This is a genomic window from Chitinivorax sp. B (assembly GCF_005503445.1).
In the GTDB taxonomy this organism is placed as follows: domain Bacteria; phylum Pseudomonadota; class Gammaproteobacteria; order Burkholderiales; family SCOH01; genus Chitinivorax.
The window spans coordinates 1-15,442 of record NZ_SCOH01000066.1 but is presented as its reverse complement, the minus strand read 5'-3'; the positions used below and the strand labels follow the sequence as shown (position 1 = coordinate 15,442).

13 protein-coding genes and 1 tRNA gene are annotated in these 15,442 nt (G+C 48.5%); all 14 read right to left on the bottom strand.

The window, feature by feature from the left end:
• The coding region (locus FFS57_RS23220; protein WP_034985951.1) for a GTP-binding protein at positions 1–122 on the bottom strand (122 nt) is incomplete at its 3' end.
• 24 nt (positions 123–146) lie between these two features.
• Positions 147–2,243 carry an elongation factor G gene (gene fusA / locus FFS57_RS23215; protein WP_137940217.1) on the bottom strand — a complete coding sequence of 699 codons (2,097 nt, stop codon included), beginning with the start codon at positions 2,241–2,243 and terminating at the stop codon, positions 147–149.
• A 32-nt stretch (positions 2,244–2,275) separates the two neighbouring features.
• Positions 2,276–2,746, bottom strand: a complete 471-nt coding sequence (gene rpsG, locus FFS57_RS23210; RefSeq protein ID WP_137940216.1) for a 30S ribosomal protein S7 — start codon at positions 2,744–2,746, stop codon at positions 2,276–2,278.
• Between the two features lie 111 nt (positions 2,747–2,857).
• On the bottom strand, positions 2,858–3,232 hold the full coding sequence (gene rpsL, locus FFS57_RS23205; RefSeq protein ID WP_137940215.1) for a 30S ribosomal protein S12: 375 nt from the start codon (positions 3,230–3,232) through the stop codon (positions 2,858–2,860).
• A 165-nt stretch (positions 3,233–3,397) separates the two neighbouring features.
• Positions 3,398–7,576: a DNA-directed RNA polymerase subunit beta' gene (gene rpoC / locus FFS57_RS23200; RefSeq protein WP_137940214.1), complete on the bottom strand. Its 4,179-nt coding sequence runs from the start codon at positions 7,574–7,576 to the stop codon at positions 3,398–3,400.
• Positions 7,577–7,631: 55 nt separating this feature from the next.
• Entirely contained in the window at positions 7,632–11,702 is a 4,071-nt protein-coding gene (gene rpoB / locus FFS57_RS23195) for a DNA-directed RNA polymerase subunit beta (protein ID WP_137940213.1), read from the bottom strand.
• A 135-nt stretch (positions 11,703–11,837) separates the two neighbouring features.
• A complete protein-coding gene (gene rplL, locus FFS57_RS23190; RefSeq protein WP_137940212.1) occupies positions 11,838–12,206 on the bottom strand; it encodes a 50S ribosomal protein L7/L12 in 369 nt (122 codons plus the stop codon).
• 42 nt (positions 12,207–12,248) lie between these two features.
• Entirely contained in the window at positions 12,249–12,746 is a 498-nt protein-coding gene (gene rplJ / locus FFS57_RS23185) for a 50S ribosomal protein L10 (protein WP_137940211.1), read from the bottom strand.
• A 273-nt stretch (positions 12,747–13,019) separates the two neighbouring features.
• Positions 13,020–13,715 (bottom strand): 50S ribosomal protein L1, encoded by a 696-nt coding sequence (rplA, locus tag FFS57_RS23180; protein WP_137940210.1) that lies wholly within the window; start codon positions 13,713–13,715, stop codon positions 13,020–13,022.
• Positions 13,716–14,147 carry a 50S ribosomal protein L11 gene (rplK, locus tag FFS57_RS23175; protein WP_137940209.1) on the bottom strand — a complete coding sequence of 144 codons (432 nt, stop codon included), beginning with the start codon at positions 14,145–14,147 and terminating at the stop codon, positions 13,716–13,718.
• Positions 14,148–14,247: 100 nt separating this feature from the next.
• Positions 14,248–14,781, bottom strand: coding sequence for a transcription termination/antitermination protein NusG (gene nusG / locus FFS57_RS23170; RefSeq protein WP_137940208.1), 534 nt, complete (start codon positions 14,779–14,781; stop codon positions 14,248–14,250).
• Positions 14,781–15,137 (bottom strand): preprotein translocase subunit SecE, encoded by a 357-nt coding sequence (gene secE, locus FFS57_RS23165; protein WP_137940207.1) that lies wholly within the window; start codon positions 15,135–15,137, stop codon positions 14,781–14,783. Before secE ends, nusG begins: the two co-directional genes overlap by 1 nt.
• Before the next feature lie 72 nt (positions 15,138–15,209).
• Positions 15,210–15,285, bottom strand: a tRNA-Trp gene (locus FFS57_RS23160).
• Positions 15,286–15,329: 44 nt separating this feature from the next.
• Positions 15,330–15,442: EF-Tu C-terminal domain-related protein (locus tag FFS57_RS23155; RefSeq protein WP_137939987.1), on the bottom strand; the 113-nt coding region annotated here is incomplete at its 5' end.

Genomic DNA, 15,442 nt, shown 5'->3' with positions numbered 1-15,442 from the left:
CCGAACTTCTTCGACAGAATGGTGGTGATTGCAGCTGTCAATGTTGTCTTGCCGTGGTCAACGTGACCGATCGTGCCTACGTTTACGTGCGGCTTCGTCCGCTCGAACTTTTCCTTAGCCATTTCCTATAGTCCTTCCAAATTCAATTATTTCTTGCTGTCAATCACAGCTTCAGCCACGTTTTTCGGCGCTTCAGAATAGTGCTTAAACTCCATAGAGTATGTCGCACGTCCCTGAGACATCGAACGAAGTGTTGTTGAGTAACCAAACATCGCCGCCAGAGGCACCTCTGCCTTGATCATCTTACCGCCAGCGGGGTTATCATCCATCCCTTGAACGATACCGCGACGAGAAGAAAGGTCACCCATGATATCGCCCATATACTCTTCTGGCGTCTCAACTTCAACAGCCATCATTGGCTCAAGCAATACAGGACTTGCCTTGCGCATACCATCTTTAAACGCCATCGAAGCAGCCAACTCAAAAGCCAGCTGTGAGGAGTCAACATCATGGTATGAACCAAAAATCAGACGAGCCTTGACGTCAACCACAGGATAGCCAGCCAATACACCACTATTCAAGGTATCGCGAATACCCTTATCAACCGAGGGAATGAATTCACGAGGAATTACACCACCCTTAATTTCGTCAGCAAATTCGTAACCGCCACCTTCTGGCTGAGGCTCCAGAACCAAAATAACGTGACCGTATTGACCCTTACCACCAGACTGCTTAACGTGCTTAGCCTCAATCTCTATCGACTTACGAATTGTTTCACGGTAAGCAACCTGAGGCGCACCAACATTAGCCTCAACACCAAACTCGCGCTTCATGCGATCAACAATAATTTCCAGGTGCAACTCACCCATCCCAGAAATAATTGTCTGGCCAGACTCCTCATCGGTACGCACACGGAATGACGGGTCCTCACGAGCCAGACGCCCCAAAGCCAAACCCATCTTCTCTTGGTCAGCCTTTGTTTTCGGCTCAACAGCAACGTGAATCACTGGATCCGGGAACTCCATGCGCTCAAGCGTTACAACATTATCGATAGAGCACAATGTATCGCCGGTTGTTACCTCTTTAAGGCCAATAGCAGCAGCGATATCACCAGCGCGAACCTCTTCAATTTCTTCTCGCTGATTTGCGTGCATTTGTACGATGCGACCAACTCGCTCTTTCTTACTCTTAACCGAGTTGTAAATAGTATCGCCAGATGAAACAACACCAGAATAAACGCGGAAGAATGTCAACTGACCCACATAAGGATCATTCATCAACTTAAATGCCAGCGCGGAGAACGGTGCTTCGTCAGCTGCCGCCCGCTCCACTTCCCGATCCTTCTCATCCAATCCTTTAACAGGGGGAATATCAACAGGAGAAGGCAACAATTCAATAACTGCGTCCAACATGCGCTGAACACCCTTATTCTTGAATGCAGTCCCACACAACATTGGCTGAATTTCACAGTTAATCGTACGAGTACGCAAACCTTGAACAATCTCCTCTTCGGAAAGCGTACCTTCCTCCAAGTATTTATTCATCATTTCTTCATTGGCCTCAGCCGCAGCCTCGACCATTTTTTCACGCCACTCCTCTGCCACAGATTTCAGTTCGGCGGGAATATCAGCATAGTCAAACTTCATACCCTGCGAAGCCTCATCCCACAGGATGGCCTTCATCTTCAACAAATCAACAACACCAGCAAACGAATCCTCCGCACCAATCGGAATTACAATAGGTACTGGATTTGCCTTAAGGCGCATCTTCATCTGATCAACAACACGGAAGAAATTTGCACCTTGACGATCCATCTTATTGACGAATGCAAGACGAGGTACACGATACTTGTTTGCTTGACGCCATACAGTTTCAGACTGTGGCTGTACACCACCCACCGCGCAGTAAACCATACATGCGCCATCAAGAACACGCATGGAACGTTCAACTTCAATTGTGAAGTCTACGTGCCCAGGAGTATCAATGATGTTAATGCGGTGCTCGGGGAATTGCATCCCCATACCCTTCCAGAAAGTGGTAGTTGCAGCAGAAGTAATGGTAATACCACGCTCCTGCTCTTGCTCCATCCAGTCCATGGTGGCAGCGCCGTCGTGCACTTCGCCGATCTTATGGTTTACACCGGTGTAGAACAAAATACGCTCGGTAGTAGTTGTCTTACCGGCGTCAATGTGAGCGCTAATACCGATATTACGGTAGCGTTCGATGGGAGTTTTACGTGCCACAGCTAAAACCTTTTAAGCAGTAATCAAAGAACTTAGAAGCGATAATGCGAGAATGCCTTGTTCGCTTCCGCCATGCGGTGCACTTCGTCGCGCTTCTTCATTGCACCACCGCGACCTTCCGCTGCATCTAACAACTCACCAGCGAGACGCAATGCCATTGACTTCTCACCACGTTTGCGAGCAGCTTCGCGCAACCAACGCATGGCCAATGCCATCCGACGGGCCGGACGAACTTCAACCGGCACCTGATAGTTAGCACCACCCACGCGACGGCTCTTTACCTCTACAACAGGCTTTACATTGCCCAGCGCTTGACTGAATACAGCAACAGGATCCTTGCCCGATTTCTTTTCAATCTGCTCGAGCGCACCATAAACGATGTTTTCAGCGACAGACTTCTTTCCATCCAGCATAACAACGTTCATGAACTTTGCCAGCTCAACATTACCAAATTTAGGATCCGGCAAAACTTCGCGTTTGGGTACTTCTCTACGTCTTGGCATTTTAAACCTCAATAAATTTATTCAGCTGAGTGAAAACCACTCAAGGCTACCCATTTGAGCAACCGCTTACTCAACAGTCAGGCGCCTAGCCTGAACCTGCCACACACTACGTTACGCCTTAGGACGCTTCGCACCATACTTCGAACGGGACTGCTTACGATCCTTAACACCAGCAGTGTCCAAGCTACCGCGAACCGTGTGATACCGAACACCAGGCAAGTCTTTCACACGCCCCCCGCGAATCAGAACAACCGAGTGCTCTTGCAGGTTGTGGCCTTCACCGCCAATGTAGGAAATCACTTCAAATCCGTTGGTCAAACGAACTTTGCAAACCTTACGGAGCGCAGAGTTAGGCTTCTTAGGTGTTGTGGTGTAAACACGGGTGCAAACGCCGCGTTTCTGAGGGCAAGCTTCCAGTGCTGGAACCTTGCTCTTCGAAACCACGCTTTGGCGGCCCTTGCGAACAAGTTGATTAATGGTTGGCATTGCTTTTTCCTAAAAAAACGAGGCGACAAACATTGCCGCCACACTACAATAAGACCGTAGATTCTATGTGATCCGTTAAGACCCTGTCAAATCATAGGCTTGAAATAAGGCAACGACAGGACTTTCATCCTGCCGTTGCAAAAAAAACTTGTTACTTACAAGTAGTTAGTCATGTAGTGCTGCATCTATCAAATCTGCACGGTTAGACTGATCCTCGCCTCGCGCACGCTTTCGACGACTGGTGTGGTATGCCAAACCAGTACCTCCGGGAATAAGGCGCCCAACGATCACGTTCTCCTTCAAGCCGCGAAGGTCATCACGTTTACCCATGATTGCTGCTTCCGTCAGAACGCGAGTCGTTTCCTGGAATGATGCTGCGGAGATAAAAGAATCTGTTGACAGCGATGCCTTGGTAATACCAAGCAGTACATTTTCGTACTGAGCGGGTAATTTACCAGCAGCAATCATTGCATCATTTTCTTCCAACATTTCAGCACGTTCCACCTGCTCACCTGTAATAAATTTGGTATCACTGGAATCAGTAATGTGGACACGACGTAGCATCTGGCGGACGATCACTTCAATATGTTTGTCGTTAATCTTCACGCCCTGCAAACGATAGACTTCCTGCACCTCTTCGACAATGTAACGAGCCAATGCCTCGATACCCTGGAGTCTGAGAATGTCATGTGGATCCACCGCACCATCCACAATTAATTCACCCCGGTTAACAACCTGCCCGTCGTGAACCAGTACATGCTTTTCTTTGGGAATCAGGTATTCATGAGCTGCACCATCCATATCAGTCAATACTAGGCGTTGCTTACCTTTGGTATCCTTACCAAAAGAAACAGTACCAGTAATATCTGCCAGCATACCTGCATCCTTAGGTGACCGGGCTTCGAAAAGCTCTGCTACACGTGGCAAACCACCGGTAATATCTCGGGTCTTCGATGATTCCTGAGGAATACGCGCCAATACTTCACCTACACCAACATCCTGACCATCTTTAACGGTAATAATACAACCGATCTGGAAGGTAATATTCACCGATGTATCAGTGCCAACAATCTTTACTTCTTGACCAACCGAATCCAGTAATTTGACCTGCGGACGCAACCCCTTGGCCTGTGAACCTGCGCGGCGTTTTGGATCAATAACTACAAGGGTTGACAGGCCAGTAACATCATCAATCTGCTTGGCTACCGTTACGCCCTCTTCGACGTTTTCAAATTTGATGCGCCCCGCATATTCCGTAATAATCGGACGAGTATGCGGATCCCATGTTGCGAGGACTTGTCCGGCCTTGACTATTGCCCCATCGTTGACCAACAACGTAGCACCATATGGAACCTTATGGCGCTCACGTTCTCGGCCGTTATCATCCGTAATAACAATCTCACCTGAACGAGCAATGGCAATTTGCTCACCCTTGGCATTGGTTACATAGCGCATCTGGCTAGAGAATCGAACCACACCATTAGACTTGGTTTCGATCTGGCTAGCAACTGCAGCACGGGAGGCTGCACCACCGATGTGGAATGTCCGCATGGTCAGCTGAGTACCTGGCTCACCAATAGACTGAGCCGCAATCACTCCAACAGCTTCACCAACATTCACCAACTTGCCACGCCCCAAATCTCGGCCATAGCATTTCGCGCACAGACCATAACGAGTTTCACACGTCAATGGGGTACGAACTTTTACTTCGTCGATACCAGCTGCTTCAATCTGCTCAACAACAGCTTCTGTCAGCAATGTGCCTGCTTCAAACATGGTTTCGTCTGAATCAGGATTGATAATATCAGTTGCGGCAGTTCTACCTAACAAGCGCTCCCGCAATGCTTCAATTACCTCTCCGCCCTGCACGACTGCTTTCAATGCAACGCCATTCTTGGTACCGCAGTCATCTTCAATGACAACCAAGTCTTGTGTCACATCAACCAAACGACGGGTCAAATAACCAGAGTTTGCGGTCTTCAACGCTGTATCAGCCAGACCCTTACGTGCACCGTGTGTCGAGATAAAGTATTGAAGTACGTTCAAACCTTCGCGGAAGTTCGCTGTAATCGGCGTCTCAATAATCGAACCATCCGGCTTAGCCATCAGGCCCCGCATGCCAGCCAACTGACGTATCTGAGCCGCAGATCCTCGCGCCCCTGAATCCGCCATCATATAGATGGCATTAAATGACTCTTGTTGTACCGTTTTGCCTTCGCGATCAACCACATCTTCCTTCGACAATTGCTCCATCATCGCCTTGGCCACTTGATCACCAGCGCGTCCCCAGATATCAACCACCTTGTTATAGCGTTCGCCTTGGGTAACGAGACCGGACGTGTACTGCATTTCGATCTCTTTTACTTCCTTTTCAGCGGCTGCAATGATGTCGTGCTTAACAGTAGGAATTTGCATGTCATCGACACAAATCGAAATTCCACCACGGGTAGCATAGCTAAAACCGGTGTACATCAATTGGTCAGCAAAGATAACCGTTTCGCGTAGACCGCAACGACGGAACGACGCATTGATCAGCTTCGAGATCTCCTTCTTCTTCAAGGCTTTGTTAATGAAAGAAAATGGCAATCCCTTCGGCAAAATTTCAGATAGCAGCGCGCGGCCAACCGTTGTTTCATGGCGAACAAACTTTTCTACAAATTCGCCATCACCAATTGAATCATATTCGCGGATCCGAACAGCGATTTTGGTGCTCAAATGTACCTGACGCGTTTCATAGGCACGATAGACTTCTGCCGTATCAGAGAAACGCATTCCTTCGCCTGGGCCATTCACTCGCTCGCGAGTCATATAATACAGACCCAAAACGATATCTTGCGATGGAACAATGATTGGCTCACCGTTAGCAGGTGACAATACGTTGTTGGATGCCAACATCAACGTCCGAGCTTCCATCTGTGCTTCAAGCGACAGAGGAACGTGAACCGCCATCTGGTCACCGTCAAAGTCGGCATTAAATGCCGCACATACCAACGGATGAAGCTGAATAGCCTTACCTTCGATCAACACCGGCTCAAATGCTTGGATGCCTAAGCGATGCAAAGTTGGGGCACGGTTCAGTAATACTGGATGCTCACGAATGACCTCTTCCAAGATATCCCATACCTCTGGAACTTCTTGCTCAACCAAACGCTTTGCCGCTTTAATTGTTGTCGCCAGACCCAGCACTTCAAGCTTGTGGAAAATGAACGGCTTGAACAATTCCAATGCCATTTTCTTCGGCAAGCCGCACTGATGTAAACGCAGCTGTGGACCCACAACGATTACAGAACGGCCTGAGTAGTCAACACGCTTGCCCAGCAAGTTTTGACGGAAACGCCCTCCCTTACCTTTAATCATGTCTGCCAACGATTTCAGCGGGCGCTTGTTGGCGCCAGTCATCGCCTTGCCGCGCCGACCGTTATCCAACAACGAATCTACCGCTTCTTGAAGCATGCGCTTTTCGTTACGTACAATGATTTCCGGCGCTTTCAATTCCAACAAACGCTTCAAACGATTGTTACGATTAATAACACGGCGATACAAATCGTTCAGATCAGAAGTAGCGAAACGACCGCCATCCAGTGGTACCAATGGACGCAATTCCGGTGGCAATACTGGCAACACTTCCATAATCATCCAGTCAGGTTTGATACCAGACTTGTGGAAGGCTTCCAATACTTTTAAACGCTTGGCGATCTTCTTGATTTTCGCATCAGAACCCGTATTTTCAAGCTCATGCTTGAGACGTGCCATCTCCTGATCAATGTTCAGTGTTGATAGCAAATCACGAACCCCCTCAGCTCCCATAGAGGCTGAGAATTCATCGCCATACTCTTCAACTTTGGCCAGATAGTCGTCTTCAGTCAACAGCTGGGCACGCTGTAAAGGCGTCATTCCTGGATCTGTAACGACATAAGCTTCAAAATACAAGACACGTTCGATATCACGAAGTGTCATGTCCAAAACCATGCCGAGACGCGATGGAAGAGACTTCAGGAACCAAATATGTGCGACCGGTGAGGCAAGTTCAATATGCCCCATTCGCTCACGACGCACTTTAGAAAGTGTAACTTCTACTCCACACTTCTCACAGATCACACCGCGATGCTTCAGACGCTTGTACTTACCACACAGACATTCATAGTCCTTGATCGGGCCAAAAATACGTGCACAAAACAAACCATCACGTTCGGGTTTAAAAGTACGATAGTTAATCGTTTCCGGCTTTTTTACTTCGCCATAAGACCAGGAACGGATTTTTTCCGGCGATGCAATTCCGATGCGAATTGCATCGAATTCCTCTTCCTGCGTCACCTGTTTGAACAGATCAAGCAATGCTTTCATCAATTACTCCTGAGATTGCCTTGGGGCGGCATATGCCGCCCTACATTCCTTAGTCTTAATAGCGCTCGAGATCGATATCGATACCCAGCGAACGGATTTCCTTCACCAACACATTAAAGGATTCCGGCATGCCAGCATCAATCTTATGCTCACCCTTGACGATGTTTTCGTAAACTTTAGTACGGCCAGTCACATCATCAGACTTCACAGTCAACATTTCCTGCAACGTATAAGACGCGCCATAAGCTTCCAGTGCCCACACTTCCATCTCACCGAAGCGTTGACCACCAAACTGGGCTTTACCACCCAATGGCTGCTGGGTAACCAGTGAATATGGGCCTGTTGAACGGGCATGCATCTTATCGTCAACCAAGTGATGCAGCTTCAATACATGCATATAGCCAACGGTGACCTTACGATCAAATGCCTCGCCAGTCCGGCCGTCGTGTAGTTCGATCTGGCCAGATGCCGGAAGATCCGCAAGTTTCAACATCATCTTGATCTCCGCTTCTTTAGCCCCGTCAAATACTGGCGTAGCAAACGGCACGCCTCGAGACAGATTACGCGCAAGCTCAATGACTTCATCATCGGTAAAACTGGCTAGATCTTCCTTTTGGCCTGATGTGTTATAGACTTGCTCCAAGAAGTTACGCATTTCTGCAACTTGCAATCCGCGCTGGTCTTTCAGCATCTTATTGATCTTGTTTCCAAGTCCCTTAGCTGCCCAACCCAGATGAACTTCAAGAATCTGCCCAATATTCATCCGTGACGGTACGCCCAATGGGTTCAATACGATATCCATCGGTGTGCCGTCAGCCATATATGGCATATCTTCAACCGGAACAATCTTCGATACCACACCTTTGTTACCGTGACGCCCCGCCATCTTGTCACCTGGCTGTAGACGACGCTTCACCGCCAAGTACACCTTGACCATCTTTTGAACGCCAGGTGGAAGTTCATCGCCTTGAGTCAGTTTCTTACGCTTCTCTTCAAAGCGTTCATCAAAATCAAGACGCAACTGATCCAGACTTGCCTTTGCCAACTCCAGTTGGCGGGCTCCATCTTCATCAGACAAACGAATATCAAACCAATCATGGCGCGGGATGGAGTCCAGATAGTCCTTTGTCAGCTCAGTCCCTTTAGCAATACGCTTAGGTCCACCGTTGACGACTTTCCCCAGAATCATCTTCTCGATACGATCGAATGCATCGTTTTCAACGATTCGGAATTGATCTGCCAAATCTTTTTTATAACGTTTCAGATGATCATCAATGATCTGCTGCGCACGTGAATCACGCTCAATACCCTCACGGGTAAAGACTTGAACGTCAATAACAGTACCGCTCATACCAGTTGGCACACGCAGCGAAGTGTCTTTTACGTCAGATGCTTTTTCACCGAAGATGGCTCGCAACAGCTTTTCTTCTGGCGTCAGTTGAGTTTCGCCCTTTGGCGTTACCTTACCCACCAAAACATCGCCTGCTTCAACCTCTGCACCAATATAGACAATACCTGCTTCGTCCAAGCGACCCAACATACGTTCACTCAAATTAGAGATATCACGTGTTATTTCTTCCGGCCCCAGCTTGGTATCACGCGCCACAACCGACAACTCCTCAATATGAATCGAGGTGTAACGGTCTTCCGCGACAACCCGCTCAGAAATCAGAATTGAATCTTCAAAGTTGTAACCATTCCATGGCATAAACGCCACAAACATGTTTTGACCGAGTGCCAGTTCACCCAAATCGGTCGACGCACCATCTGCAATCACGTCATTCTTAGACAGACGATCACCTACCTTAACGATAGGGCGCTGGTTAATATTGGTATTCTGATTGCTGCGGGTGTACTTGGTAAGGTTATAGATATCCACCCCAACCTCGCCAGCGCTGGTTTCATCGTCATTAACACGAATCACCACACGGTTAGCATCAACATAGTCAACTAAGCCACCACGCAATGCCTTTACCGCAGTACCAGAATCAACCGCACATGTACGCTCAATGCCAGTACCTACGAAAGGTTTTTCCGCACGCAAACAAGGTACTGCTTGACGTTGCATGTTGGCACCCATCAATGCACGGTTCGCATCGTCATGCTCCAAAAATGGAATCAACGATGCCGCAACCGAAACGATCTGTGAGGGCGCAATATCCATATATTGGATACGATCCGGCGTCGAGACTGTTGTCTCGCCACGATGGCGACAAGTCACCAACTCATCGATCAGTTGCCCCTGTTCATCCAGAGTCGCGTTCGCCTGTGCAACGACATAACGGCCTTCTTCAATAGCGGACAGGTATTCGATCTGGTCGGTCACCTTGCTATCAATCACCTTACGATATGGTGTTTCCAAGAAACCATATTCATTTGTACGAGCGTAAATTGCCAAGGAGTTGATCAGACCGATATTCGGACCTTCAGGCGTTTCGATCGGGCATACACGACCGTAGTGTGTTGGATGTACGTCACGGACCTCAAAACCAGCACGCTCACGCGTCAAGCCACCCGGCCCGAGCGCTGAAACACGCCGCTTATGGGTAATTTCAGACAATGGGTTGGTTTGATCCATAAACTGCGACAGCTGACTGGATCCAAAGAACTCTTTAATTGCAGCAGAAACAGGTTTTGCATTGATCAAATCATGTGGCATTAAATTGTCTGATTCAGCTTGAGACAAACGCTCCTTGACTGCACGCTCAACCCGAACCAAACCAGCACGGAATTGGTTCTCAGCCAATTCACCAACGGAACGCACACGACGGTTACCCAAATGATCAATGTCGTCGATTTCACCGCGGCCATTACGTAGCTCAACCAAAATCTTGATTACCGCTACAATGTCATCATTAGACAAGGTACCTGAGCCCAGTAACTCGTCACGGCCAATACGCCGATTGAATTTCATTCGCCCAACAGCAGACAAATCATAGCGGTCTTCGCTGAAGAACAAGCCTTGGAACAACGCTTCAACTGCTTCCTCAGTTGGAGGCTCACCTGGGCGCATCATTCGATAAATAGCAACACGGGCCTGATTTTGATCAACAGTCTCGTCAGTGCGTAGCGTTTGCGAGATATAAGCACCCACATCCAAATCATTGGTGTAAATCACCTGCACTTGCTTCACGCCGGCACGATCAAACTTAATCAACAAGTCTTCCGTGATCTCGTCATTTGCACGCGCAATCAATTCACCAGTATCCGCATTGACAATATTCTTAGCCAGCACTCGGCCAACCATGAAGTCATGTGGAACCAAAATGCGAGTCAATCCTGATGTTTGAATATCGCGAATATGCTTGGCAGTAATGCGCTTGTCCTTCTGCGCAATCGTTTTGCCATCACTGGTTACAATATCGAACCTGGCAATCTCACCTTTCAAGCGCTCTGGTACTAATTCCAGCTCAACACCGTTACCAAGATGGAAAGTATCGAATTGGAAGAACTCAGCCAGAATCTGTTCTGGTGCATAGCCTAGCGCCTTGAGCAAAATGCTCACTGGCATCTTGCGGCGACGGTCGATACGGAAATAGAGATAGTCCTTTGGATCAAACTCAAAATCAAGCCAAGAGCCACGATAAGGAATAATTCTCGCTGAAAACAGCAACTTACCGGAACTATGTGTCTTACCACGATCATGCTCAAAGAACACACCGGGCGAACGATGTAGCTGAGAGACAATAACACGCTCAGTGCCGTTGATAACGAATGAACCTGTAGTCGTCATCAATGGGATTTCACCCATATAGACTTCTTGCTCTTTGACTTCCTTAACTTTCTGAGTATCACGATCAAGGATAGTTAAACGGACCTTGGCGCGCAGTGGCGCTGCAAATGTAATACCACGTTGTTGACATTCCGGCACATCAAAAACCGGATCGCCCATCAGATAATGCACAAAGTCCAAACGAGCATTGCCCGAGTGACTAGCGATCGGAAACACGGACTGGAATGCGGCTTGCAAGCCCACGTTTTTACGTGCTTCAACCGGAACGCCCGTCTGTAAGAATTGCGCGTAGGACTCGATCTGCGTCGCGAGAAGGTAAGGTACCTCCAACACATTTTCCCGCTTCGCGAAACTCTTACGAATGCGTTTTTTCTCGGTGAACGAATAGCTCATTAGGTAACTCCATCGAGTTGGGTGCGCTAAAACACAAAAGCAAACAGGCTAGAATGAGCCCATTGACTTTTATGCTCTACAAACGACGACAGGCCGGCGCCTAAAGGCGCCAGCCTTGCCATACAATCAAGACAATTACTTGATTTCGACCTTAGCGCCGGCTTCTTCCAGTTGCTTCTTGATCGATTCAGCATCTGCCTTATTAGCACCTTCCTTGACAGTCTTAGGTGCGCCGTCAACCAGATCCTTGGCTTCTTTCAAGCCCAGACCTGTAACTGCACGAACAACTTTAATCACGCCAACTTTGTTATCACCTGCACCTGTCAATACAACATCAAATTCGGTCTTCTCTTCTACTGCAGCAGCTGCCGTAGCAGGACCAGCAACAGCAACAGCCGCTGCAGAAACACCAAATTTTTCTTCGAACGACTTAACCAGCTCGTTCAGCTCCATAACAGACATCGCGCCAACGGCTTCGAGGATATCGTCTTTAGTAATTGCCATTTGTTAAAACTCCTGAAACTTTGTTCTTTAAAAGATATGCGATTAAGCAGCTTCTGCTTGCTTTTTCTCGGCCAATGCGGCCATCGCGCGCGCGAAACCGGAAACCGGTGCCTGCATAACGAAGAGCAGCTTGGATAGCAGCTCTTCTCGGCTCGGAATCGAAGCCAACGCAGCCACCTCAGCGGACGACATTACCTTGCCGTCATAAGCTCCTGCCTTGACGACGATTTTGTCATCAGTCTTCGCAAAATCGTGTAACACCTTGGCTGCAGCAACCGGGTCTTCGGAAATGCCATACACCAACGGGCCGACCATTTGGTCAGCCAAGCCAGCGAACGAGGTCTCCGCAACCGCACGACGTGCCAACGTGTTCTTCAATACACGCAGATAAACGCCCTGCTCACGCGCCTTAGCACGTAACTTGGTCATGCTGCTAACCTCGATGCCCCGATATTCAGCGATAACGATAGTCTGAGCATTGGCAACAACCGCCGACACTTCAGCTACGACCGCCTTTTTATCTTCAAGATTGAGACTCAAGGTCCACCTCCTACAGTTAAAATCGGATGGTTGAAATCAACCTTCCGCGCTCTAGATACGGCGACCTGATCAGGAGAACATCATCTGACACCACGAACTATTTCGTGGCTTAACTGAAGCCTGCTTTCGGGTACACCGTCTGCGTAGGACAAGTAATACTCAATTAAGTCTTTCGACTCCTACGGTCTTTGACAATCTGTCTCAACATAGCCAGAGACAGCCCAAAGTCAAAAGGCGCGATATAGCTCCGCTATATCACGCCAAATTTAATCCTTATGCAACCAAACTAGCAGCATCAACGCGAACCCCGATGCCCATTGTGCTGGACACGGCAATCTTACGTAGATATATACCTTTCGAACTAGCTGGCTTAGCTTTCTGCAGCGCGTCAACCAATGCATTGAAATTTTCACGCAGCGCACCGACTTCAAACGAAGCACGGCCAATAGTACACATTACGATACCTGCCTTGTCGGTACGATATTGAACCTGACCGGCCTTGGCATTTTTTACTGCCTCTGCAACGTTCGGTGTAACTGTACCAACCTTTGGGTTCGGCATCAAACCGCGCGGCCCGAGAATTTGACCCAACTGGCCAACAACACGCATTGCATCGGGACTAGCAATAACCACATCAAAGTCCATCATGCCACCCTTGATCTGATCAGCCAAGTCATCGAAACCAACGATATCAGCACCAGCAGCCTTAGCAGCCTCAACAGCAGCGCCTTGGCAGAAAACAGCGACCCGAACAGATTTACCCGTACCTCGGGGCAGAACAACGGAACCACGCACAACCTGATCAGATTTACGAGCGTCGACACCCAGATTTACTGCAACATCGATCGACTCATCAAACTTTGCAGTAGCAGTCTCCTTTGCCAAAGCCAGAGCTTCATCAATCGCATAAAACTTATTACGATCAACCTTTGCCTTTAGCACTTGAGCGCGCTTGGATATTTTAGCCATTTACACGCCCTCCACTTCGATACCCATACTGCGCGCAGAACCAGCAATAGTGCGAACTGCCGCATCCACATCAGCAGCTGTCAAGTCAGGCTGTTTTGTTTTGGCAATCTCTTCGAGCTGAGCACGATTCAACTTACCGACCTTATCGGTATGTGGTTTAGAGCTACCTTTTTGCACACCCGCAGCCTTCTTGATCAGAATGGTCGCAGGCGGAGTCTTCATGATAAAAGTAAAACTCTTATCCGCAAACGCCGTGATAACGACAGGAATTGGAAGACCAGGCTCCACACCTTGGGTCTGCGCATTAAACGCCTTGCAGAACTCCATGATGTTCAAACCACGCTGACCCAATGCCGGACCAATAGGAGGCGATGGATTCGCCTTACCCGCAGGGACCTGCAGCTTGATGTAGCCGATAATTTTCTTAGCCACGGATTTACTCCTAGTTGTGGGTTAAACGCAGAATCCAAATTCTGCTCCCCGTTGGAATGCACCGCCAATCAAACAAGACGGCAGTCCACACAATATCAGATCAAAGTTTTTCGACCTGACTAAACTCAAGTTCAACCGGCGTTGGGCGACCGAAAATTGCAACAGATACGCGGAGCTTATTCTTATCGTAATCAACGTGCTCCACAGTACCGTTAAAGTCCGTAAATGGCCCCTCAGTCACACGCACAGACTGACCAATCTCAAATTGAATTTTCGGCTTAGGCTTCTCAACACCCTCTTGCATCTGCTGCATCAACGCATCAACTTCTTTCTGCGTAATTGGTGTTGGCTTCATACCCGAACCACCAACAAAACCTGTCACTTTGGGCGTACTTTTCACCAAATGCCAAGTCTCATCAGTCATTTCCATTTCAACCAGCACATAGCCAGGAAAAAATTTTCGCTCAGCCACACTCTTACGACCAGAACGAACTTCCATCACTTCCTCAACTGGCACCAAGATCTGGCCAAACATGTCAGCCATTCCCGATCGATCAATTCGCTCACGCAATGCACGCTGAACACTCTTCTCAAAACCGGAGTAAGCATGAACGACATACCAACGCTTAGCCATTATTTACCCCGCCCCAAGAACAAATCATAAAATAGCCATGCCAGCGTACCATCAACGATCCACATAAAAATCGCCAAGGCCACAACAAATCCGAATACCAACATTGTGAGCTGGACTGTTTCCTTGCGTGTTGGCCAAACAACCTTCTTGACCTCAGCCACAGACTCTTTGGAAAACTCAATGAAACCCTTACCCGGCATACTCGTCAATGAGATACCGCCAGCCAGCACAATACCCACAACAACAGATAGTGCACGCAACCCACCCAATGCCGGATCGAGCAAGTAATAACCAACAACACCCAGCACCAGACATGCAAATGCCGCAGCAATTTTAATTCTGTCTTGAACTTCCATGGTTTCCGGAATCTTACGCCTAGGACCGCCCGAAGCGTGCAAAGCCATCCGACACAGTCGGATGGCATCATGTGGCAGGCGAGGAGGGCCTCGAACCCCCAACCCCCGGTTTTGGAGACCGGTGCTCTGCCAATTGAGCTACTCGCCTACGAAAGAAGCGGCATTATACACATACCGCCCTTACTTTAAAACTTACTCGATAACCTTAGCAACAACACCCGCACCAACGGTACGACCACCCTCACGAATCGCGAAGCGCAATCCTTGCTCCATCGCAATCGGGGCAATCAAACTAACCGTCATGG

What these genes read in the sequence shown, in the direction of transcription:
- rpoB (WP_137940213.1), bottom strand. Translation starts at nt 11,702, where the DNA reads ATGAGCTATTCGTTCACCGAGAAAAAACGCATTCGTAAGAGTTTCGCG.
- rpsL (WP_137940215.1), bottom strand. Translation starts at nt 3,232, where the DNA reads ATGCCAACCATTAATCAACTTGTTCGCAAGGGCCGCCAAAGCGTGGTT.
- rplL (WP_137940212.1), bottom strand. Translation starts at nt 12,206, where the DNA reads ATGGCAATTACTAAAGACGATATCCTCGAAGCCGTTGGCGCGATGTCT.
- nusG (WP_137940208.1), bottom strand. Translation starts at nt 14,781, where the DNA reads ATGGCTAAGCGTTGGTATGTCGTTCATGCTTACTCCGGTTTTGAGAAG.
- rpoC (WP_137940214.1), bottom strand. Translation starts at nt 7,576, where the DNA reads ATGAAAGCATTGCTTGATCTGTTCAAACAGGTGACGCAGGAAGAGGAA.
- rpsG (WP_137940216.1), bottom strand. Translation starts at nt 2,746, where the DNA reads ATGCCAAGACGTAGAGAAGTACCCAAACGCGAAGTTTTGCCGGATCCT.
- secE (WP_137940207.1), bottom strand. Translation starts at nt 15,137, where the DNA reads ATGGAAGTTCAAGACAGAATTAAAATTGCTGCGGCATTTGCATGTCTG.
- rplA (WP_137940210.1), bottom strand. Translation starts at nt 13,715, where the DNA reads ATGGCTAAAATATCCAAGCGCGCTCAAGTGCTAAAGGCAAAGGTTGAT.